The organism is Vibrio sp. 1F263, from assembly GCF_041439035.1.
GTDB lineage: Bacteria > Pseudomonadota > Gammaproteobacteria > Enterobacterales > Vibrionaceae > Vibrio > Vibrio tasmaniensis_A.
In genome coordinates this window covers 37,152-59,032 of sequence record NZ_JBGONI010000009.1, presented here as the reverse complement: position 1 = coordinate 59,032, position 21,881 = coordinate 37,152, and the positions used below count along the sequence as shown (strand labels likewise).

General features: G+C 41.2%; 28 protein-coding genes. 18 read left to right on the top strand and 10 right to left on the bottom strand.

The annotated features are described in order from the left end of the window. Nucleotides 1-61: 61 nt before the first annotated feature. From ACED25_RS08595 to ACED25_RS08535, 13 genes are all read left to right on the top strand, one after another. Nucleotides 62-265 carry a hypothetical protein gene (locus ACED25_RS08595; RefSeq protein ID WP_017103176.1) on the top strand — a complete coding sequence of 68 codons (204 nt, stop codon included), beginning with the start codon at nucleotides 62-64 and terminating at the stop codon, nucleotides 263-265. A gap of 2 nt (nucleotides 266-267) precedes the next feature. Then, nucleotides 268-579, top strand: coding sequence for a hypothetical protein (locus tag ACED25_RS08590; RefSeq protein ID WP_017103177.1), 312 nt, complete (start codon nucleotides 268-270; stop codon nucleotides 577-579). Nucleotides 580-581: 2 nt separating this feature from the next. Then, complete coding sequence (locus ACED25_RS08585; protein WP_017103178.1) at nucleotides 582-782, top strand: hypothetical protein; 201 nt, start codon at nucleotides 582-584, stop codon at nucleotides 780-782. Continuing rightward, the gene (locus tag ACED25_RS08580; RefSeq protein ID WP_017103179.1) at nucleotides 772-1,884 is read left to right on the top strand and encodes a replication initiation factor domain-containing protein; all 1,113 of its coding nucleotides are present in this window, start codon (nucleotides 772-774) and stop codon (nucleotides 1,882-1,884) included. The genes ACED25_RS08585 and ACED25_RS08580 overlap by 11 nt, the downstream gene beginning before the upstream one ends. After that, nucleotides 1,872-2,219 carry a DUF1293 family protein gene (locus ACED25_RS08575; RefSeq protein WP_017103180.1) on the top strand — a complete coding sequence of 116 codons (348 nt, stop codon included), beginning with the start codon at nucleotides 1,872-1,874 and terminating at the stop codon, nucleotides 2,217-2,219. Before ACED25_RS08580 ends, ACED25_RS08575 begins: the two co-directional genes overlap by 13 nt. Before the next feature lie 3 nt (nucleotides 2,220-2,222). Further along, a complete protein-coding gene (locus ACED25_RS08570) occupies nucleotides 2,223-2,447 on the top strand; it encodes a hypothetical protein (protein ID WP_081324601.1) in 225 nt (74 codons plus the stop codon). A 42-nt stretch (nucleotides 2,448-2,489) separates the two neighbouring features. Beyond that, the gene (locus ACED25_RS08565) at nucleotides 2,490-2,687 is read left to right on the top strand and encodes a hypothetical protein (RefSeq protein WP_029222958.1); all 198 of its coding nucleotides are present in this window, start codon (nucleotides 2,490-2,492) and stop codon (nucleotides 2,685-2,687) included. 128 nt (nucleotides 2,688-2,815) lie between these two features. Continuing rightward, nucleotides 2,816-4,591, top strand: a complete 1,776-nt coding sequence (locus tag ACED25_RS08560) for a hypothetical protein (protein ID WP_371695080.1) — start codon at nucleotides 2,816-2,818, stop codon at nucleotides 4,589-4,591. Beyond that, nucleotides 4,591-4,932 (top strand): DUF2523 family protein, encoded by a 342-nt coding sequence (locus ACED25_RS08555; protein WP_017103183.1) that lies wholly within the window; start codon nucleotides 4,591-4,593, stop codon nucleotides 4,930-4,932. The genes ACED25_RS08560 and ACED25_RS08555 overlap by 1 nt, the downstream gene beginning before the upstream one ends. A 3-nt stretch (nucleotides 4,933-4,935) precedes the next feature. Continuing rightward, a complete protein-coding gene (locus tag ACED25_RS08550) occupies nucleotides 4,936-6,303 on the top strand; it encodes a zonular occludens toxin domain-containing protein (RefSeq protein WP_017103184.1) in 1,368 nt (455 codons plus the stop codon). A gap of 33 nt (nucleotides 6,304-6,336) precedes the next feature. Then, nucleotides 6,337-6,510 (top strand): hypothetical protein, encoded by a 174-nt coding sequence (locus ACED25_RS08545; protein WP_017103185.1) that lies wholly within the window; start codon nucleotides 6,337-6,339, stop codon nucleotides 6,508-6,510. Nucleotides 6,511-6,893: 383 nt separating this feature from the next. Further along, complete coding sequence (locus ACED25_RS08540; protein WP_016786871.1) at nucleotides 6,894-8,006, top strand: ATP/GTP-binding protein; 1,113 nt, start codon at nucleotides 6,894-6,896, stop codon at nucleotides 8,004-8,006. Then, the gene (locus ACED25_RS08535) at nucleotides 7,999-8,760 is read left to right on the top strand and encodes a hypothetical protein (protein WP_017103187.1); all 762 of its coding nucleotides are present in this window, start codon (nucleotides 7,999-8,001) and stop codon (nucleotides 8,758-8,760) included. Before ACED25_RS08540 ends, ACED25_RS08535 begins: the two co-directional genes overlap by 8 nt. 45 nt (nucleotides 8,761-8,805) lie before the next feature. Here ACED25_RS08535 and ACED25_RS08530 read toward each other — a convergent pair whose 3' ends face one another. The 3 genes from ACED25_RS08530 to ACED25_RS08520 form a co-directional block, all read right to left on the bottom strand. Beyond that, nucleotides 8,806-9,177 carry a hypothetical protein gene (locus ACED25_RS08530; protein ID WP_029222959.1) on the bottom strand — a complete coding sequence of 124 codons (372 nt, stop codon included), beginning with the start codon at nucleotides 9,175-9,177 and terminating at the stop codon, nucleotides 8,806-8,808. Nucleotides 9,178-9,427: 250 nt separating this feature from the next. Further along, entirely contained in the window at nucleotides 9,428-9,730 is a 303-nt protein-coding gene (locus tag ACED25_RS08525; RefSeq protein WP_371695079.1) for a type II toxin-antitoxin system RelE/ParE family toxin, read from the bottom strand. Further along, a complete protein-coding gene (locus tag ACED25_RS08520; protein ID WP_016787072.1) occupies nucleotides 9,718-9,975 on the bottom strand; it encodes a type II toxin-antitoxin system Phd/YefM family antitoxin in 258 nt (85 codons plus the stop codon). Before ACED25_RS08520 ends, ACED25_RS08525 begins: the two co-directional genes overlap by 13 nt. 604 nt (nucleotides 9,976-10,579) lie before the next feature. On the opposite strand from ACED25_RS08520, the gene ACED25_RS08515 reads away from it, so the two are divergent. The 3 genes from ACED25_RS08515 to ACED25_RS08505 all read left to right on the top strand — a co-directional run bounded on the left by ACED25_RS08515 (nucleotide 10,580) and on the right by ACED25_RS08505 (nucleotide 13,472). Further along, nucleotides 10,580-11,179, top strand: coding sequence for a porin family protein (locus ACED25_RS08515; RefSeq protein ID WP_017103191.1), 600 nt, complete (start codon nucleotides 10,580-10,582; stop codon nucleotides 11,177-11,179). A 553-nt stretch (nucleotides 11,180-11,732) separates the two neighbouring features. After that, complete coding sequence (locus ACED25_RS08510; RefSeq protein ID WP_371695078.1) at nucleotides 11,733-12,407, top strand: hypothetical protein; 675 nt, start codon at nucleotides 11,733-11,735, stop codon at nucleotides 12,405-12,407. Nucleotides 12,408-12,869: 462 nt separating this feature from the next. Then, a complete protein-coding gene (locus ACED25_RS08505; protein ID WP_029223106.1) occupies nucleotides 12,870-13,472 on the top strand; it encodes a DUF2971 domain-containing protein in 603 nt (200 codons plus the stop codon). Between the two features lie 158 nt (nucleotides 13,473-13,630). On the opposite strand, the gene ACED25_RS08500 is transcribed toward ACED25_RS08505, so the two are convergent. The 3 genes from ACED25_RS08500 to matP all read right to left on the bottom strand — a co-directional run bounded on the left by ACED25_RS08500 (nucleotide 13,631) and on the right by matP (nucleotide 14,834). After that, nucleotides 13,631-13,942 carry a hypothetical protein gene (locus tag ACED25_RS08500; protein WP_017101103.1) on the bottom strand — a complete coding sequence of 104 codons (312 nt, stop codon included), beginning with the start codon at nucleotides 13,940-13,942 and terminating at the stop codon, nucleotides 13,631-13,633. Between the two features lie 104 nt (nucleotides 13,943-14,046). Next, nucleotides 14,047-14,355 carry a DUF3634 family protein gene (locus ACED25_RS08495; RefSeq protein ID WP_012603889.1) on the bottom strand — a complete coding sequence of 103 codons (309 nt, stop codon included), beginning with the start codon at nucleotides 14,353-14,355 and terminating at the stop codon, nucleotides 14,047-14,049. A gap of 23 nt (nucleotides 14,356-14,378) precedes the next feature. Then, complete coding sequence (gene matP / locus ACED25_RS08490; RefSeq protein ID WP_009846670.1) at nucleotides 14,379-14,834, bottom strand: macrodomain Ter protein MatP; 456 nt, start codon at nucleotides 14,832-14,834, stop codon at nucleotides 14,379-14,381. 189 nt (nucleotides 14,835-15,023) lie between these two features. Here matP and ACED25_RS08485 point away from each other — a divergent pair, with 189 nt between their 5' ends. Next, entirely contained in the window at nucleotides 15,024-16,676 is a 1,653-nt protein-coding gene (locus ACED25_RS08485; protein ID WP_017099300.1) for a Lon protease family protein, read from the top strand. Between the two features lie 70 nt (nucleotides 16,677-16,746). Then, nucleotides 16,747-17,262 carry a bifunctional 3-hydroxydecanoyl-ACP dehydratase/trans-2-decenoyl-ACP isomerase gene (gene fabA / locus ACED25_RS08480; RefSeq protein WP_010440782.1) on the top strand — a complete coding sequence of 172 codons (516 nt, stop codon included), beginning with the start codon at nucleotides 16,747-16,749 and terminating at the stop codon, nucleotides 17,260-17,262. A 368-nt stretch (nucleotides 17,263-17,630) separates the two neighbouring features. Here the strand turns inward: fabA and rmf are convergent, their stop codons facing one another. The 4 genes from rmf to ACED25_RS08460 all read right to left on the bottom strand — a co-directional run bounded on the left by rmf (nucleotide 17,631) and on the right by ACED25_RS08460 (nucleotide 21,875). Continuing rightward, entirely contained in the window at nucleotides 17,631-17,804 is a 174-nt protein-coding gene (rmf, locus tag ACED25_RS08475) for a ribosome modulation factor (RefSeq protein ID WP_009846667.1), read from the bottom strand. A 161-nt stretch (nucleotides 17,805-17,965) separates the two neighbouring features. Continuing rightward, nucleotides 17,966-19,711: a DUF3466 family protein gene (locus ACED25_RS08470; RefSeq protein WP_017103924.1), complete on the bottom strand. Its 1,746-nt coding sequence runs from the start codon at nucleotides 19,709-19,711 to the stop codon at nucleotides 17,966-17,968. 9 nt (nucleotides 19,712-19,720) lie between these two features. Beyond that, entirely contained in the window at nucleotides 19,721-21,637 is a 1,917-nt protein-coding gene (locus ACED25_RS08465) for an ABC transporter ATP-binding protein (protein WP_009846664.1), read from the bottom strand. Next, a complete protein-coding gene (locus tag ACED25_RS08460; protein WP_012603885.1) occupies nucleotides 21,615-21,875 on the bottom strand; it encodes a glutaredoxin family protein in 261 nt (86 codons plus the stop codon). The genes ACED25_RS08465 and ACED25_RS08460 overlap by 23 nt, the downstream gene beginning before the upstream one ends. Between the last annotated feature and the right edge of the window lie 6 nt (nucleotides 21,876-21,881).

Sequence of the window (21,881 nt, the reverse complement as noted above, 5' to 3'; positions counted from 1 at the left end):
CGCTTATAGCTCGGCTTAGACCGTCAATCCCAATTCTCAATAATCAGTCAAGGTGGTTGTTATGGTTAATGTTCTATTAGTTTCTGGGTGTCTACCTCGTTACTTTGCAGGTTTTGGCACTTCAGCTCATGGTAAGCCTTTTGTGATTACCACAGCTCAACATTTTCACAGTAAATTCCTTTCTGAATCAGATGCTCACAGCATTGTTGAACGTTTACAAAACTCATGGCCTTTGGCTCAAGTTTCTTACGTTGTCGGTCTTTAATCATGAAACCTGTCCTTTCATTTTTGCTTAAATGCAAAGTCGAGCTTTATATCTTCTGCGTTGCTTTTCTTTATTTTACTTTCCTATTTGATGTCTCTGTTGATTTTGCAAAGTCAAAATTTTGTAGTTTCGAGGTTTCAAATAAAACTTATTCGGAGATTGTTGCCGGTTCTCTTGAGGTTGAGGAAATCAAAGTACTGGCAGCTGCTTTGATGTCAGATGATGGTCAGATTGATATTTGTGAAGCTTCAGAACTGCAACGAGCTTATGACGAATTAACTTCACCTAAAGCTAAATTGTTGGAGGTGCTTTAATCATGGATTCAATCTACTTCGACAACGAACCCAATCACGGCATCAACGCCTATTTCCCGTGGGGTCATAACTTCTTCAAGACTCCGCGTGATTTCTTCCAGTTCATGGAAGCTCACTACGGCATGGTGTCATTTCAGATTGTCGAAATCACGGATGATAACTACCAAGAGCTTTTGGTTAAGGGTGTGTTCCATGCCATCTAAAAAACCACATAAGTTCCATGACGAGATTCGTCCGGTACAAGTTGATCACCTAGCCTTTTCGTTTTCGTACGGCTCACTTAGACACTTGGACAACTCGAACGAACAAGACTTTATCAATATGCAGTTTCCTGAGTTTAAAAAGCGAAGCGTTAATGGTCGCCTTAACTCACCAGAAGCCATTGATAAGTCAATTGAGTCACACCGTAACAAATGCCGTAAGGTTTTAGCCGATAGGTTTGATGAGTTCATGTCTAAAGTCTTTAACTTCCGCATATCTCCTATGCGTGGCCGTGGCTTACATGGCTATGAAGATTCAATGGTGATTTACGATTCAACGGGAACGGTTGAGTGTGGTTTGGTTGGTGTTGGCGGTAACAACGATACGGTTTACGTGCAAATCAATGGTACTGGTTGCGCTAAGTTGTTCGACTTCACCACACACAAGAAGGTGCACTGGTGGTTATCACTTTTGGGTATCACTCGCCTCGCCCGTTTAGACCTTTGCGTGGATGACTACACCGGAATCTTTGACTGTAAGTATGCTGAGAAATGTTTTTATGAGGGAGCATTTCGCACTGCTTCTCGTGGACGTGGTCCGACAATGGTTCCTCATAAGCGCGTTTCACAATCCGGTGAATTATCAGAGGAAGCCGTTCTTGTTGGCTCTCGTACCTCTGCAATCTACTGGCGTGTGTACAACAAGAAGTTCGAGCAAAACATCGCTGACCCTGAAGTGATTTGGTACCGCAACGAAGTGGAACTGAAGAAGTGCGATTTATCACTACTCGCCTCGCCTGCTTCGGCCTTTGCTGGTCTCTGTGATTTCTCGGCCAGTATCGACCCTGCTGAACCAATGAAGCTTGAACTCAACAAGAAAAAAGCAGGTCTTGAGTTCTTCGCTCGTATCGCTTGGGTTCGTCGTCAATGTGGTAAAGCTCTATCTGAAGTTGTTGCTATGACTGAAGGTGATTTGGGTGAAGCCTTTGGAATGCTCATTCCTACGCATCATAGACGTGCAAACTTTGAAACCTCGTTGGGCATTCCTGACGAATACACTAAACAGAAAATCGAAATTTTGGAGTCAAGAATATGCCTACAATAACTGGTATTGCTATCAAGCGTTTCCCTAAATCAAACATGGAGTTCGCTGAGCTGTCTGTTCTACGTGCTGTAGAAGAAGTCGACAACGAGAAGTTTCAGCAAACGGGTATCGGTTTCTCTACTGATATTCCTTACAACAAACAAGCATTGAAAATCGATGTTGAGTATGCGCGTCAGCTTATCCAATCACGCGCATTTGTTGCTAACCGTGAATACGAACTCAGCTTTGGTGCTAACCCAAATGACCCACTAGATATCTTGGTCAACAAGCTTGTTCCTGTCGATGAAGAAATCAAAAAGCACTTTGATAACTTCATGAAAGTTAACAAGGCTTAATCAATGAACTGCATCACGACAACTCAGCAAGGTTATCTAAGAACGTCAACCGACTTTGACTGCAAGCTCGTCATGCTTACTGACACTGAATACAACAATTTAGTGTCAACACCACAATCCCTCAATATCGATACGGAGCTCTACACCACCGTTTCGGGATGGATTTTACTTTCATTCGTTTCAGGTCATGTACTTGGACGAATACTCAAAACACTCGGCAAAGGCTGAGTACATTTTTTAAAACAATCTATAGGTAATACTATGAAAAACATGAAAACTCGTTTAATCGCTCTATCTACTGTTGTTCTTTCTGGTGCTTCAATGGCCGACGCTACACCCGTTCAAACCGCTATCAATGGCGCGGTCACTTCTGGTCAAGCTAACTACGGTCTGGTTGTGGTTGGTTTGATTGGCCTTGGTGCGCTTGGCTTTGGCCTTAAAGCTATCATGGGAGCTATGCGCGGCTAATGGCTGTACTCGTTTCTGAAGTCGTAACCATCCTCTTGGGTGTGTCTATGGCCTCATCCTTTATATACGGTGTATATACGGGTATTAATGCCTCCTAACGGGGGCTTTTTTATATCTAGGTTTTGATTATGAAAACAGCCATTAACGCACTTCTACGCATTCTCTTTTTTATGACCTCTTGCTTGATTTTCGTAACAAAATCCTATGCTTTGGATTGTCCTGCAGGCTCTGTCGATAGTGGCGGTGTTTGTGTTAGTGCTTGCGAAGTTTTAAAGGGTTCTAACCGTACGGTTAGTTGGGATGCCTATATCTACGGTGAGCAACCAACAGGGTATTGTTACGGTGCTCTTGGTGCTCCTATTTATTGCGGCATGGAAAAAGCAGTTATCGCTATTTCTACTGATTCACCTGATTTTCAGTTTTGGCAAACTAAGTTTAGATTTACGGGTAAAGAATGTACTCGCCGTAATCATTTTACTGGCGGTACGCCTAAGCTTTATCCGTGGGAGGGTGACCATAATATGAATGGCATTCTTGACGTTGATGAAGATTGGGACGGTGATGGAATCCCCAATGGCGTAGATAAAAACCCAAACAAGTCTGATAACACTCTAGAAGATAAAAACAACAACAATGTCCCTGATAAATTAGAGCCTTACCTCGATACGTTAGAGAGTACAGAGGTAATCAAATATGACCTTCGATGCCCTTCCGGTGCTCCTGACCACACGTGTACTCCAATGTTAAATCTTGCTAAAGCTTCTGAAAAAGTTTCGGTTACAAACAGGGAGCTAACCAAAGTAGTCAAAGATTTGGTTTCAAAAAGCGCATCAAAATCTGATGTTGAGAACGTTAACTACAGCATTAGAAGTGCGTTATCTCAAATGGTTGATAAGGTGACCAAAACTGAGGCCAGTCTAGTTGATAAAGCTAAACGCTCTGATGACCTGTTGACTGACCTTGTAGACAATAAAATCATTGGTGCTATCGATGGTATTCCGGCCTCTATAGCAGCGAAACAACAGCTAGAAACCAACAAGATTATTAAGGCTATCGACTCCATCGATACCGGATTAACTCAAAGACAAGATCTCTTTTTAGCCAAAGCAGCTTCCGCACAAATGAACACTGAACTCATTCAAGATTTGACCTTAAAAGTGGAAGATGTTGATTACAACCTCGCAGATGCAAAAAAGGAAGTAATCGACCAAGTAAAAAGCTCTCAAAGGAAAACAACACAAGCAACTGGTCGCGAGTTCATGCGTTTGAATCGAGCTCTTAGCACGCTTGATGATTCCATCTCTCAAGACTTTGTTGCGTTGCGTAGTTTCCTAAGTGACAAAATGGACAATCAAGATAAACGCAATGAAACCAACATAGACAATGCTGTTTCTAAGTTGAAAACGAGCATAGAAGATTCGACAACGGGGCTATCTTCCAAAATAGAACAATCCGGCTCTGAGCTATCAGGGAAAATTGATGGGCTTTCAGACAAAATAGACGGTATGGGCGGCCTCGATGATGCAACCAAAGACGCGATAAAAGGCATTCGAGATTTACTAGGGGCTGATAGTGCTTTCTCGGCTCCTGTGGTTACTGACGATTTTATGGGTGGGTTTATTTTTGATGCGGATTCATTCAAAGATATCACCGCAGAAATCGAGGTTCTAAAGGAGAATTACAAGACCGAAACGGAGCAATTTAAAACCTTATTCTCTATCGACACCAAAGCATTCAAAGACGGGAAATATGTCGAGCATCAATTAGACCTTACTGTTGCTGGTCACAAACAGTCATTCAAAACTGGCGTTCTCTCTGCCCTTTTAGACAACGCCGAAATCATAAAAGCTATCGTTCTTTTCATCTTCGTTCTTATCGGTATCAAAATGATGGGGTCTAATTAATGGATACTATATTTGCTTTCTTTGATTGGGTTTCAACTCAATTTCAAGTCGTTGTCGATTTCATCAAATCGCTGCCTTATATCTTTTCGAATATCTTCTCTTACATTCAGTTGTTTTATTTGAAAATGAAAATAGCCGGACAAATAGAATTTATAAAGATGTCTTACGTCACTGCACAGATGTTATTGCAGGAGATAGGTTTTAACGATTTGTTAGCCGCAACGTTTAACGCTATGCCGTCTGAGATTCGCTTTTATGCCTTTAAGTTTGGCATTCCTCAAGGGCTTTCCATTGTGGCGAACTTCTTCACGACGGGCTTTGTAATGAGAATGACGAGGTAACGCATGGCTATCACAATAAGAACCGGAGCAAACGGCTCATACAAGTCCGCATACACGGCCTACTTCTCAATCTATCGAGCTCTCAAGGCGGGTAAGGTTGTCGTGACGAATATAGAGGGCATGCAACCATTAAATGTCATACAAGAGCGTTTTGGTGTTGAGTTCCCTACTACATCAAAACTGTTTCGTATCTCGTCTAGGGACTCGGCAGGTGTTCATCTATGGACGCACTTTTTCTGTTGGTGCCCTATTGGTGCTTTGATTGTTATCGATGAGTGTCAGGATATCTATTCCAAGAACATTGGTTTTGATATGAAGAAAGTGACCTACAAACCTGTCGAGGACTTCATCACCAAGAACGACGGCCAAGACGGTCTATTACCCGAGTCTTACCTATCCTTTTTTTATTCTCGCTATACGCCTGCTGATATGGAACAGCTAAACGAATCGGAAACTGACGACCGCGGAGTCGCTGAATACGATGACCAGGGGCGCATTATCTATCCTCATACTTTCAATGAGGGATTCATGCGTCATAGGAAATATAACTGGGATATTGAATTGCTTTCGCCTGATTGGAAACAGATTGATACGGGCATCAAAGCATGTGGTGAGCAGAACTTTTATCACAAGGGACGTGACCAATTTTTTTGGACTAAACGCAAACCATTAATATGGAAGCACGACAAATCGGTATCGACTCCAGTTATTCCAAAATCCAAAGACGTTAACACCACCACGCAAAAAATACCGTTGGATGCTTTTCTACTTTATAAGTCAACGGGAACAGGCATAGCCAAGCAAGCCGGAGCTATGAATACGCTTTATCGCAGTCCTAAAGTGATTGCAGTGTTTTTACTTTTTATTAGTTGTTTGGGGTACATGGCCAATGAAATATCCAATCGCGTTTTTGATTCTACTGAGGAAGTTCAGGAAGCGGAAACGCCACAATATCAAGATTCCCCTACTGGGAAAGACAGCTCAAAAGCTCAAGAAAGCGGTCAAGGTGCTAGCGGTGTATCTGATGGTGGGAATAGCAATCAAGCTGATAACAATGATGATGTTTCGAGTATTTCTATAGCGGATATCTTACCGTTTGACGGTATCCAAAAGGCATTTGTAACGGGTGTTAATTTCGCTATCAAGCCAAAGAAAATTGAACGTCATGTCAGTATTGAGATAGTCGCATCCGATGGGGTTTATAGCCTTAATCAGAATTATCTAAGGGCTTACGATGTGACCTACGATGTTATTGACGATTGCCTACTGAAACTCAACAGAGGCCAGTTAACCAAATTGATAACGTGCAAGCCTCATGAGGCTCTGTCAGACGAGCCAGAATTAAAACGAGCTGATGTGAATTTGTTTTAAGGGCAACAACTAAATTTTGTATAGGGGTATTAAATGGAAAGTGTCACGTTAACGGCTGACCAAATCGCAATGATTGCTCAGGCTTTTGCTATCTATGGGTTTATCGGTGTTCTAGGCGCACTGTTTTTTTATGACTTGGTTTGCGCTGTTGTCGGTCGGGTTCTTAGGCGCTTTGGGTCAACGAACGGAAAAGCCCCGCAGGGATAAGCGAACATGATCATGTTAAGGGGTCGATTCAGCTTGATGAGCGATAATCAGCGAAGCGCAGCTGGCGTTCGAGAGACAAACGAAAACCCTTCATCTTGCTAGGCGCTCTTAAAACTTGGACAGGCTTTGTTGAGTGTTAATTGGTGGTTATAGTTTTACTGGTGCTCTAATCGCGTCACTAAATGATGGGTTCCCCTGATGACAAGCAAGGAGGACGAAGACTGAGGACGACGAGCGCGGAAGATGGGGGCAACCCCCGTGTTGTATCACGGGGGTAAATTCGACCTATCTATCAGCGTCTGCTTAACCTACTGCCGTAATTTTTTTACGGCACTATCAAAGCATGCTATAGTTTCGTAAACACTTAATACTGGTTCATCAATATGCTTAAAAAATTAGCGGTCAAAAACTTTAGAAACTTTAGTGATTGGTTTGAACTCGACCTCAAGACAGATAGAGCTTTTGAATTCAACACTCATGTTGTTGTAGATAATACTATTAAGCATTCCATGATTTATGGGAAAAACGGGCAAGGGAAATCTAATGTGGGCTTAGCTCTTTTAGATATAACTTGCCATCTCACCGATCCCACGATAATGGATTCACTTCGTTCAAATTATATAAGCGCTCTTACTTCACTCCCTCTAGCTGAATTCGTATATGAATTTTCTATTGATGGCGTTGATGTCGTATATAAATACGGCAAAGAGGCCTGTGATGCTGCTATCTATGAAGAGCTCTTTATTGATGGTAGGAAGGTTATAGATATTGATAGAAGGAAATCTAATATTGCTAAGTATGACTTTGATGGTGATGATAGTTTAAAAGATGATTTTACAGAGCGCAAAGTCTCAGCTGTTAGATATGTTAATTCGAATGCCTTGCTAGATAAAAGTACTATTAATGATACTTTTTTCAAGTTCATGGAGTTTGTTGAAGGAATGATATTCTTCAGAACTCTAAGTAGGATGAAGGATTATCACGGGCAACCTGTTGATTCAAAACGCATATCTCAGACTATTATTGAACAAGATAAGTTAGAAGATTTTGAGAAGTTTTTAAATGAGTCAGGTGTAGAGTGTAAGCTCCAAAAGTCAGGCCCACCGGGGCAAGAATTTATTGAATTCGTCTTCGATGGAAGAAATATTCAATTTTCACTGGTTGCATCCACAGGTACATTGTCACTTGGTATATTCTATTTTTGGTATCTAAAGCTTCTTTCCGGAAAGATTTCTTTTGCATACATTGATGAGTTTGATGCTTATTACCACTTCTCTTTGTCCAAAAGAGTCGTAGATTTGATTTCAAAACTAGACTGTCAATCTATAATTACCACACATAACATCAGCTTGATGTCTAACAACGTGCTTAGACCCGACTGCTACTTTGAATTGAAGAATCAACAACTAGTTCCACTACATAAGCTAAGTAATCGTGAGATCAGAAAGGGTCACAACTTAGAAAAAATGTATCGTTCAGGTGCTTTTGATGAGTAGTACGGTACTTTTTATTTTTGAAGGGCGTAAAACAGAACCCAATATCGCAAACAACCTAGCCAGATTTTTTATAAATGAAGAATCAAACTCATTACTAAGGGCATCTTATGGTTGTAACATTTATCAACTATACACAAAAATTAAGGATGACCCTTATATAGAGATGTATGACGTAATTGTTGAAGAAATCAAAAAGAAGCAAGTTATTACACAAACAGACCAAGATGTCTTAGATATTGAAGATTACGACGAAATTAGTGATATATACTTATTTTTCGATTATGACTGTCATTGTTCTAATGCGAACGATGAGCACTTGCAAGAAATGTTAGAACATTTTAATGATTCTCAAGATAAGGGGCTTTTGTGTGTTAGCTATCCAATGGTTGAAGCAATAAGACATCAGTTCGGCACTCAACCTACTCAAATCATACACCCCATTGAAAATGATGATTTACTCGGTTATAAAAATTGGGTTAATACAGGCCCCAATCTTTCTAGGAGCTATCACAATTGGGGTGCATATGATCTCAATATATGGAAAGAAATTACGGAATCCAACCTAATTCGGGGCAATATTCTGGTTCATCAAACAGCTGTCCTACCTACCCAACAACTAGAACAATTCAATATCTTTGAAGAACAATTGTCACAGCATATCCCTCAAAGGCAAATAGCAGTCCTATCGTCTTTCCCATTTATGTTGTACGACTTTTATGGCAAAGGCCTCTTCCCCTTGCTCGATAATAACTAGTAGTTTTAGTTTTCCATATAGGCTCCACTCCATGGAGCCTAAACGTTACTCCTTAACTAAATCTGCTAGTATTCGAGCATACTTAAGCAACTTTGTTGACGTCTTAAGTTCTAGTTCGGATTGTATTTCAACTAATGCTATACCTAGTATCATTTGCTGTGCAGATATAAGCTGTCCTGTTGGTAGCTCTATTTTGTCGTAATGTATTTTGAATTTTTTCCACTCATCCGTCACGCCTAACCCTCTTCCTCTGACTATCCTCATAAGCCTTTTGCATTCAGGTGGGATTGTTTGACCCTCATCCCACCTTGTGACAGTTCTCACACTTTTGAAACACAGATTAGCGGTTTGTTCTTTAGTTAATTGGCACTCCAATTTACGAAAAATGTAATTCTTACTCATTTCGCGATACTTCAATGATAAAACCTCTAAATACAAGAGGTTGTATTGAACTGGTAATATATGCACCATTAAACATAATCAGACATAATACGAATCAAAGGTGTAAGCCTCAGATAGTAATGTCACTTTTGAGCCAGATTAAAATGTCACCTTAGCACTGGTTTAGGTTTAGTGGGATATTTAGATGGAAGTGATTTTTTCTTTTTCGCCATGTTGAACCCTCGTCTGCGTAGACCATCAGCCTATCAGAGGTGGCAAAAACGCTTTACTGTTTGCTCAGCAAAAACCGACGTAAATCTCGCTCCGCGCGCATCACAAACAAGATGTACACCTTGTCACCTTCTTGCTTGTAGAAAACTCGACATGGATTCACTACGACTTCGCGATAATTAAAGTGCTCAAGCTCAGGAGACAGACGCCCAGACTCGGGAAAGTCGCTGAGACGTTCAACTTTGTCGAAAATGTTTCGAACCAGCTGTTTGGCCGCGACTAAGTTTTCAAGGGCAATGTATTCCGCGATATCGTTAAGGTCCGATAACGCGGGCTCACTCCAAATCACTTCAGCCATTTTGACATCTTGTCTTTGGCTTCGTCATGACTCAGCGCCTTGCCTTCAGAAATGGCGCGCTCACCGCGTGCGATCCCTTCGAGGATAGCCAAGCGGTTTTGCATAAATTGGTAGTCGTCAACATCCACGAGATACGCTGAAGGTTTGCCATGCTCGGTGATCAACACGGGCTCTTTGGTGTCGTGCAGGTCAGCAAGGATTTTGGTAGCTTGACGCTTAAGAGAAGTTACGAGCTCGACTTTCATATAAATGACTCCAATAAAAGATTAGAGTGATACTATTGTATCACTCTCGTTCTTACAAGTTTAGCGCAGAAAAATACCGCGTATAACATCATATTCAATCACTTTTCTTATATTATTCCAGAATGTTAGCTCAACTCTTTTAACGTGAGCGCTTTCATAATTAAGTAAAAGTTCATCCGCGTACTTGATGCTTTGTGTATCTGTGATCTTATGGTAAGCCACTCTCATAAACAGTCCAGCGAAAGCGACTAATATTAAATACCAAGCCAAATTAGGAAGACCAATCGTTAATTCAAAGAGTTCTGTCGTCGTGATTAGTGAGATAAGCGCCACACATAAAAAAGCTGCGGGTAAGGCTGACACCATATACAAGGTGAAATTTTTCAGTGGTCTATAAAAGTACTCTCGAAATCGCTTTGTATCATCAACGTATTGCTCTTTGAAGCGATACTGCTAAAATCAAATCATCTTGCTTCGTATTGACGTTTATATCGATAATAAGTTCATAAAATCAGATGGTTACACAAAACCACTATTAGTTTAAAAGCTCTACATTTGGTAAGATATTCAAGGAATCAATAACTTATTATATAAAAGGCTTAATATGAAAATCGGTATGGTTGCCCTATCACTATTCACCGCTTTTGGCATGAGTTCATACGCGCTTGCTAATGAAAATGACACAGCAGCTAAAGATCTCGGTCATTTTTATGCAGGTGTAGATGTCGGATTTTATAATGAAACCGAATTAGAATACCGCGGTAGCAAAATTGAAGATTCTTCTGATCTAGCTGATTTGAGTTATAACTTAGTTGGCGGTTATGAGTTCAATACACACGATGTAGTAAAGCTGGGATTAGAAGCGGAGTACCGAAAAATTGGCAAAGTTAACTTTGCTCAAATGATGGATATTGAAGGCCAAGCCTTCTTCGTGAATGTTAAGCCCAAATTCATCGTTAAAGGCGACGTCTTGGATTTGTATGTCTCCCTGTTAGCAGGCGTTGGATCTATTGATACGGAAATCAAAGCCTTTGGGCTCTCAGCTTCTGAATCTGAGGCCGCTTACCAAATCGGTGGAGAATTTGGCGCAATAATTACCGACAATATCGACGTTCATGTTGGTTACCGCTCTGCACATATTGAAATAGAGTCCATCGATGTTTCGTCCAAAACAGCATACATTGGTGCACGATACCATTTCTAAAGTTCCTTCAATGGCTAGACCAATTTATTGCGGTCAACTAGCCTAACATTGCAAATAGTCCGATCTCTTTGAGGTCGGATTTACCACTATTGGTTCACTTAACTTCCTTTACATTGCCTCCAAATATAGACCTATTCTTCCACCAATACAAAGTTACGGTGCAACTTATTAAAAAAACCAGCGCTGTTGCAAGATAAATCACTCAAACAGGCTTCTATTCTGGTTTGAAGGTGCTTCACCCTTGGTAAAGCCGTCACTTGTTTACAAGCTGTATAAAAACACCCTATTCCATGAAAAAACAAAACACACCAGAACTCGATCAACCTGTTATCGATGCTAGAGAAATTCAAACGGACAAAGACCTGTATTAAATCCGATTAGCATAAGTCGTACAGAGCTTGACTGAGAAGCGCCAAATGCACGGCCTTACTCCCCATTAAAGCAATCAATATAACTAATTGAGTAGTCAAAATAACCATTTTAAATCAATGATATAAAAATGGTCGTAAGTTTAATCTATACTCCGCGCCTAAATTAAAACGGAGCCGTTACTTTGCAAACAACCAATTATCAAAAGCAAGCGATGATCTTATTTGCACTATTAACAATTGGGTCGGCTTTCGTTAACGCTTACGGGATGGTCGCAACCATTAGTGAACAAGTCATATCCTTCATTTCATCGCTTATCAGTTATATTGTCATCGTAGCTCTGTTCTTAAGATTCACGAATGTGGACGTGATTAATTCCAAGTATCGTACCTTGATAGGTGCGAGTTTTGTTTGCATCACCATCTTAGAGAATATTTACCCAATGGTAATGCTCAGAAGCCAAGCGCTTACTAGAGAGTACTACGTTATTTTTTCGATTAAGCTAGCAATCAATAGCTATATAGCGAATGTGATAGTGCATGAAACCAATGTACTTGGCCAGTTTCTAAAGGCGCCATTATTAGATTCTATACTAATGAAGATCAAAGCACGTTTAGATTCAAAAGCGGATGCAAGTCGAGTATATAAAAAGCTCTACCCTGTATTAGAAGTGCTTCTTGAACAAGGCTATAGTTTTGATTCACAAGAAGTTAGTAGGATTGTAAACGTGTTGGGAGAACTACCCGCAACAGGAACTAAACGCAAGAATTTCGCCAAGTTATATTTAAAAGATGAAATCACTTTACGTAAATTACCTCATGACCCTTCACACTTTGAAGGCCAGTCCCTCTGGCATTAATCTCTTAGAAAGACACTACCGATGTTCATGTGTAATTAGTTTAGAACCCTTTGAAAGCTTAATCGATTGATACTTATCTAAGTTATCAAGTGATAAGGAGCTATCTGATTTCACTTTTTACACTCCAAACCAATTGAATGAACTAAACCCCATAACACCGTATTCGTGATCTAGAAAACTCCCTTTACTAAATTCTCCTTACGAACACTCGATGCTGAATTTAGTCAAAATAAAAGTTACGTTGTACCTTATTTTCAATCAGGCTAACTAACACTGCGCTTACCTAATGCTCTAGCACAAGATATATCACTCAAACAGGCTGCTATTTCGTGTTTAAATTTTGATCTATCAATCAGTTATATGATTAAACTTGGTGACTAAGCAAGCAAACACTATGCATTCACGCTTACATTATGAATTATAGTGTTAACATCAGACAATGTTGTAAACCAGGTGTTTGATATGTTGCCTAAACTTTATAAGTTCAGATCTCTTCACGATAGAAACATACAATCGATATCCGAGTGTTCGTTGTGGTTTGATTCCGCTAAGACCTTTAATAACCCTTTTGAATCTCATCACCTGTTCAACAAAGAACTTCAGAACGACTTCAAGGTTATGTGCTTCTCTCAATCGAATGACCATCCCATACTTTGGTCTCAGTATGGTGATAACTTTAAAGGTATGTGTATTGAGTATGATCTTAACTGTTATCACGGTGAGGCAGATCTCAATTGCTTTGAAGTTCAGTATGCTGACAACCCAAGCATGCTTAGTTCTCCTTCGCTAGTTGACTTAAAAGCATCGAAATTAGCCGCGAGCGTACTTGGAATCAAACATTCAAACTGGCGTTACGAAAAAGAATATCGCTGGGTACTGCCCAATGAAGAGATTATTGGCAACAAGCTGTATCTGAATAAAGAGTGTATAAGCTCTGTGATTCTCTCAGAACACGCTCCTGCCGATAGAAAACTAAAGGTACTAATGACTTGCCAACACCTCGGCATCCCAGTTAAACACGCTGTCGCTAAACAAGATTCGTGTACATTTGCCACCTTCGGTTAAATAGATATCAGTAAAATGAACGCCCTACGAGACATATTGTTATATCAAGTGACAGTGCAACAAACTGGCATCTAACTCAGATCACCGTAATTCACTCGTATTCATTGACGTTTTAGTCAATCAAATTAACATTGTTTAGTTATAGTGCATTATAATGGTCAGTTTGTGATATGAAGTCGGATGTACTTTTCTGGAAAACTATATTTGAACTTTTTCTTGGTTGGTAAGTGCTGTTTCGCCTGTCTACAAGCTTTACTATCGCCGGACGTTCTCACTCTCTTGATTTTTGTGTAACCTTTGGAGTGCTTCATTTCAATCATCAGGTCACAATAACCATCGATTTCAACATTGCTCTTTTTTAGTCCTTTCATGACCGTGGCTTTGATTTTTTTGGCTACCGGATTAACCAATGCATCATCGGGAAATACGACTGGGGATGAAAAAAACAACAAAAGGATTAGATATCTCATACTGTTCTCCTTTATTGGAACTGAGAACAGTATGACGATGGTTAAGGCAAGCGAAGAACTAACTTAGTATGAAGATTGACAAGATAAGACGTAATTCTTGACCATTACGCCTTCTTTGAGCCTTTAGATTTGAAGCCGTTATGCGGGAATACATTACGAATACGTTGTTGCACGTTCTTAGGTACATCCTTTGTGAACTTGAGATTATAACCAGAACGCTTTGCGTACACTTTTAATTCACCTTTAAAAGTGTTGTTGTGGCCAATCTCTTGAAGGTTGTGCTTAAAGCTGGGTGGAAGATGACCTTTAACTTGTTCGATCGCCCCATCGTTAAATTTGATTTTCAATACCGGCCTATCAACCGCGACTAACCAAAAAACCAACGCTGCACCGATTAAGATTACATACATCATAATGTCACCACTACTGTTGATGATTATTTATCGTCAGAAAGGAGCTTGCTTAAATCTTCTTTAAGATTGGTTACTGTCTTGCTGGCCTGTTCACTACGAGATGCTTCGCTCACCAAATACTCAATAGCATCTGATAGCGTACAACCTAGCTCGTTCGCACGCTGGGATAGCTTTTCCCATACACGATAATCAAGGTCGATTGATTTTTTCTTAGTGTGAACTTGTTCAGCATTAAAGTGACGCTTTCGCTTAGCTCGAATCGCTTGCTTGAGCTTGTTATCGAGCTCAGGAGACATGTTGTCAGATATCCACTCAAGAACACCTGTTGGTTGGTGTTCAAGCTTCAATAAGGCTTGTACAGCAACGTCAGCTTCACTTGAATCAATATGGCAGGTGATCGACTCGCCTTCTTTCCATTTTTTGACCAGATAGTTCCATTTCCAACCACATTCCAAGTTTTCAAGTTGCTGATATTTCATGTCTAATCTCGAGAGTTAATCCTAGTGACAGCGTAACCCAAAATAGGCTATTTAACAATTGTTGTCTTGAAAGAATAGACCAAGATCATACTTATATTAGCTTAGTGATTAGTAACTACAACATAGAGCTACAAGCGAGATCGGTTTTTCTATATACTCCCTACCTCATTATCATAATCAGAAACTTAAATGACTCTAGTAGATTGGCGACATGTTACGCCTCAGTACGACGAATATAGCGCTCAATTAGAGCAATTCCCTGACATCTCGCCTTTCCCATTTTCAGACATTCAACATAGATTCAACGATGCGTTAACCCGCTTTGTCCGCTTGTCCAACCTTTCGCGTGTTTTACTTGTCAACGCTCCGGACAATTCGATCTATCGTCAAATGATTGTTGAATCTTTAGTTACTGCTCTAGATGATCACACGTTACCAGTAATAAAAACTGAGTCTTTAAATGCTGTCTCTTTGTTTGACCAAGTTCAATCAAAAGACGGCCAAGTCGTTGCGACAAAGCCTGGCTTACTGGCTAGAGCGAACAATGGTTATCTGATTGTTTCAGCCAACTTGATTCTAGCAAACCCGGGAAGCTGGTTACTGCTTAAGTCAGCACTTCTTGGTGAGGCCGTAGAGCCCATCAGTAGCAACCCAGAACACTTAAACCAATCTCCATCTTTACCGCTTACCTACAATATTAAGTTGATTGTGGTTGGAGACCGAGCTCAACTCGGCGATCTTGATTATCTAGACAGTGATATTCAAACTGGTTTCTGCCTATTCAGTGAAATTGAACAAGACATAAAGCTAACAGAAGAGACGTTGACGCAATATCTTGGTTACCTTAAATGGCTCCAACAACGTTATGAATTGCCAAACATCACGCAACAGGCGGTGACAGGCATTCTTACTGCTGGTGCGAGAGAAACTGAAGACCAAAGCTATATACCGTTATGCCCGATTTGGCACAATGCGTTATTGAACGAAGCTTTGATTGAAGCCGACCATGGTGAGATTGATGGTCACCATATTCAGCAAGCACAACAACACAAATACAACCGCGAATCGTACTTACCTGAACGTGCTCTTGATGATATTCGAGATGGCCAAGTTATTATCGAAACCGAGGGTGAACAAGTTGGACAAGTTAATGGTCTGACGGTTATCGATGTACCAGGACACCCTGTATCGTATGGCGAACCAGCCCGAATTTCATGTGTTATCCACTTTGGTGATGGTGATATTGCCGACGTTGAACGCAAAGCGGAACTCGGTGGTAACCTTCACGCCAAAGGCATGATGATCATGCAAGCATTTGTAAGCAGCGCATTAAACCTTGAAGATCCGTTGCCCTATGCTGCTTCTGTTGTGTTTGAGCAATCATACTGCGAAGTTGATGGCGACAGTGCTTCTCTTGCTGAGCTTTGCTCTTTGGTAAGTGCTTTGTCGGAATACCCTATCAATCAACAAATAGCGGTAACCGGTGCTGTCGACCAATTCGGTCGTGTACAAGCAGTTGGTGGGCTAAACGAGAAAATCGAAGGCTTCTATCATGTGTGTAAACACAACGGGTTAACTGGCGAACAAGGTGTGATCCTTCCAAGATCTAACTTACGACATCTAGCTCTGAAGCCAGACCTAATTGAAAGCATCAAAAACAAAGAATTCCATATTTGGTCTGTCTCTAATGTAGATGAAGCTATTCCTCTTATTATGAACAAACCATTTAGAGATGATGAACAAGAAAGCGTTCTGAGCAAAATTGCGGAACGTATTGAAAACTTTGAAAGACATGAGCACCCTATTGGAATTGTTGGACGCATTAAAAACTGGTTTGTCTAGTACTGATCGGACTTGTTTAGCGTACACCTGTTCACTAATATGCACCTATCAAAAATTGGAGTAATTGATAATGCAAAACAAACGTGATTCTTACACTCGCGAAGATCTTCTAGCATCAAGCCAAGGCGAACTATGGCCTGAAGGTCCTCAACTACCAGCACCGAACATGTTGATGATGGATCGCATCACTAAAATGTCTGAGACTGAAGGTGATTTCGGTAAAGGTTTGATTCTTGCTGAACTGGATATTACTCCTGACCTATGGTTCTTCGACTGTCACTTCCCTGGTGACCCAGTAATGCCTGGTTGTCTAGGACTTGATGCAATGTGGCAACTTGTTGGCTTCTACCTTGGTTGGGTTGGCGGCAAAGGTAAAGGCCGTGCTTTAGGTGTAGGCGAAGTGAAATTCACTGGTCAAATCCTACCTACTGCGAAAAAAGTGACTTACGAAATCCACATGAAGCGTGTTGTTAACCGTCGCCTAGTTATGGGCCTTGCAGATGGTCGCGTACTTGTTGATGGCAAAGAGATTTATGTTGCTAAAGATTTGAAAGTTGGCCTTTTCCAAGATACGTCAGCATTCTAACCTAATCATTTAATTAGAGTAACGCAGTTAGATTTTAATAAAGCAGCCATTGGCTGCTTTATTTTCACTCCAATACATTTAGTTATAGTGCACTATAGTGTACTGATTAAACAAACTTTCTTATCCCGAAACTGTACTGTATTAGTCCACCAGCAACTGTGTATTCCGCTATAAGTATCAGCTTAAGGTTTTAGCTCTCTGCGCCATTATTCTACAATCAAACATTCTAACGAAGTTATCGAGCTTTTTAGCAAGCTAGAGTGAAAAGTTATTTACTACGATTGGTATTATCGTCCCAATCAGAAACTAACAAGGCTCCACTGCTGTACAACAATGGAGCCTTGATCTTTGAATATGTTCCGCCCTATCTATTTATAGAGACCTGATTGCTTATCACCTTTGGCGTCACGCCAACCACCTAACCAATAAGACCGAGAATCCATTTGGCTATATGGGCAAGCTTCTTGTGACCTACCGTTTATACCAGCTTTGTAGCCTTGAGATTGTGCTCGTTCTAGTCGATCACGCTTTTGTCTCTTCATAGTGCAGTCCTCATACGGGTGTTCTATTTACTAACATACAATGATTACAACTTTGCGGAGTTTTTGTGACTCCAACTTTAAGAATCGACCAGTTTTTCACTTTTCTCAAGGCGAAAAAAAGCCCGAATTCAGAATTGTGAACTCGGGCTCAAGAGATGAAATTATTTAAATTTTCTACGGAACCCTAATAAGCCGAGTACAGTCAAAGCGAACCAACCTAAGCTACCGCCTTTACGATCGACCTTTGCTGTATCAGTACTACGAGCTTGGATATCACTCTTACCTTTACCTTCGATAGGAATCAATTTAACCGCAACAACCTCTTCTACTGCATTAGACGCAGCACCAGCACAGTATGAGTTGTGAGACGTTGTATCGTAGGCTCGTTCATCGTTACCTCTACCGTCTCCATTTGTATCGATCATACATTTTATAGCTGTTGCAGAGATAACACCCGCATCGTTGATGCCTGAAGCATCAATGATTCGGAACTTGTTGTTCTCTCCAGAAACGTTGCCATCATTAGTTAGATCGTCTAGCCACCAAGCTTTGTTCTGAAACAGATCAATTCTTGATGGGTCAGTACCCGTTGCTTGATATGGATAAATAAAGCCGCGGTGTCTACGCTCACTTCCATCAACTTCACGCGTTGTTTCTGCGTCAACTTGACCAACAATTTCATTGAAGTTGTTAACTGCTCTAGCTTCACCACTCGAACCAGCAAAGAAGATACCACCCGTTAGGTATGTCGCTGTTGGAGTCGCAACTGAAGCATCAGTAACAACAAACATCTTGCTGCCTGCGCTACCATTTTCAGGCACTCGACCATTACGCTTAGAGTTACCAATAACAAACAAGTTTTTGTTGATATCGGTCGCTACAGAGTTACTGTATTTGTAATCATTAGACGAGTTAGAGTTGACCTTAGCCCCCTCAATTGATTTGGTCGTCCAAGTATTCGCGCTGTCAGCTAAGTCCAGAGATTTACTGATGAATACAGATGCATTCATATCTTGCAGATCACCACTACCATCAACAGTATTGTAGCCTACGCCATAAAACTTAGTATCCGATTCGGCAATTGAACGCATGCTACCTTGAGCATAGTAATCGCCTTGTCTAGCAGTTCCACCACGAGTCCAATCGATTTGCTTGGTATTCGTACCATCCCAAATAGCAGCTTTTGAACTAAATACAGGATCCGGCGTTGACGTCTCCGTAATGGTTTCACTCGTAGAAACACTACCTACATTGTAAACAGTACCATTACTCGCTGTGATGGCTTTCCATGCTCGAGTCTCAGAAGATCCTGCAGGCCCATTTGGTGACGTTGTAAAGATTGCGTTATTACGAATGCTACCTTCTGATTTGATACCTAAAGGCTTAACTTCTGATGCGTCGTTCACATAAAGGGAGTTGATCACTGTATTGCGAGTATCGAGTATTGCCCCGCCTTCTATAAATGCCTTTGCATTTACATAACTCAGGTTGTTTCTTTCCTTAAACCAAGTATCTTCCCAGCGAGTTTTCGCCCAGCTTTCACATGTGGAATATCTTAGTTCACGGTTACAATAGTTTTTGAAGTCATCGAACTCTTGTAAATATTGGAAGACAGCATCCATAGCAAAAGGAACTTCTTCACGGTAACTAATAGCTTCAAGTGAATTACGTGTTTCACCTGCTAGCTTAAAGCTATCACAAGCGACACCACCAATAGTACCGGTGGTAAAACAACTTTCAGTTCCGGTAACCGCCGCTGGTTGAATCGCGACACCAAACGTTTCAGAAGCTCCGACAATTGAGCTAGGAGTCGCGACTTCAACTACCTTGTACAGTGCAGCATTCGCGTTAGTTGCAGCCAAAACTAAGGCTGCAACTGTTGTTAATTTAAATTTATTACAAGTCATGATTACTTCTTAACTTTCCTGTTGTAGTGCCTCGAGCTCTTCCCAGCGCTCAAAAGCAACTTCAAGCTCCTGCTCTGCTGCAGATAGCTTATCTAATACTGGTTGTGTCTGCTCTACAGATTTTGAAAAGAAGCTAGGATCGTTGACTTCTTCCTGAAGAGTTTCAATTTGAGTTTCCAATTCTTCCAAACGCAAAGGTAGCGCTTCTAGTTCTCGTTGTAGCTTATACGATAACTTCTTAGCTTTAGCCTTAACTGGCGCAGTTTTGGGAGTTTCCTCAACTACTTTCTCTGGCTTTGATGGCTTTTCAACCTGTCGGTACTCTATAGCCTGCTTTCTTTGTTGCTGAGCATCGTGGTAACCACCAACAAATTCTTCAACAACGCCGTTGCCTTCAAAAATCCAACTTGTCATAACCGTGTTATCAACAAACTGTCGATCGTGGCTCACTAAAAGAAGCGTACCCTGATAGTTGGCAAGCAAATCTTCTAAAAGTTCCAAAGTTTCGATATCTAGATCGTTGGTTGGCTCATCGAGAATCAATAAGTTATTCGACTTAAGGAAAATACGAGCTAATAACAGACGGTTTTTCTCACCACCAGACAGTGCTTTCACCGGAGTGCGAGCACGTTTAGGAGAGAACAAAAAATCTTGTAGGTAGCTCAGTGCATGGCGCTCACGGCCGCCTACTGTCACTTCTTGCTTACCATCCGCTAGATTGTCAATTACTGACTTCTCAGGGTCTAGGATTTCGCGGTATTGGTCGAAGTAAGCCACTTCAAGTTTAGTACCACAATGCAGACGGCCAGAATCAGGCTTCAGCTGATCAAGAAGCAGTTTAAGTACGGTACTCTTACCACAGCCATTAGGGCCGATCAGAGCAATACGATCACCACGCATAATATTGAAGCTGAAATCTTTAACAATCTCTTTGCCTTCAAAGCCAAAGTTAAGATTCTCTGCTTCGAATACAATCTTGCCTGAACGTTGACCATCATCGATCTGAATAACCGCTTTACCCTGCACTTCACGACGATTGATGCGCTCTTCACGCAACTTCTTAAGTGCACGTACACGGCCTTCGTTACGCGTTCGACGAGCTTTAATGCCCTGACGAATCCACACTTCTTCTTGAGCAAGCTTTTTATCGAATTCAGCGTTCTGCATCTCTTCGACACGTAACGCTTCTTCTTTCTCTAGCAAGTAGTTTTCGTAATCGCCAGGGAACGAGCTCAGCTTGCCGCGATCAAGATCAACAATGCGAGTTGCCATCGATTTGATGAAAGCACGGTCATGGGAGATAAAGATGATTGAACCACGGAAATCTTTCAGGAAGCCTTCTAACCATTCGATTGTCGCAACATCTAGGTGGTTAGTCGGTTCGTCGAGTAGAAGCACGTCTGGGTCACATACAAGCGCACGAGCAAGCGCCGCTTTACGTTGCCAACCACCAGACAAATCCGTCAGTTTTGTTTCAGCAGTGAGTTTAAGCGCCGCCATTACGTTACTTACGCGATCTTCGAAACGCCATGCGTTGGCATGATCCAACTGCTCTTGCACACGAGTAAGACGATTTAAGTTCTTTTCGCTAGGGTCAGTACCAATGAGATCCAAAAGATCATGATAGATCTTCAACTGTTCGCCGATTTCCGCTAGGCCACCAGCAACGTAATCATAAACGGTGCCTTCTTCGTTACGCGGTGGATCTTGCTCAAGGCGAGATACAACCACATCTTGTGTGATTTGCATCTTACCGTCGTCCATGATGATGTTCCCTGACAGGATTTTCATCAACGTAGACTTACCTGCGCCATTGCGCCCTACTAAACACACACGTTCGTTTTCTTGCAGTGCAAAGTCCGCACGATCTAATAACGGGTGATCGCCAAACGCTAATTGCCCGTTATGAATTGTAAGTAATGCCATTCTTTTTTAACCAATCATTAAGTTCTAACAAGCCAAATGGCCAGTTAAGCTCTGAGCTTTGAGAAAAGTCAGAGCTTTCAAATTTGAGCACCGGAATAGTGACCCCGTAACGGGAAAAGAGCTCATCATCAAATGCAATGTCGACAACGTTGACGTGATGGCTAATGTTTAACTGTTCCGTGAGTTTGAATGCCATCTCACATAGATGGCACCCTTCTGTACTGTAGAGAGTCAGCACGCTATA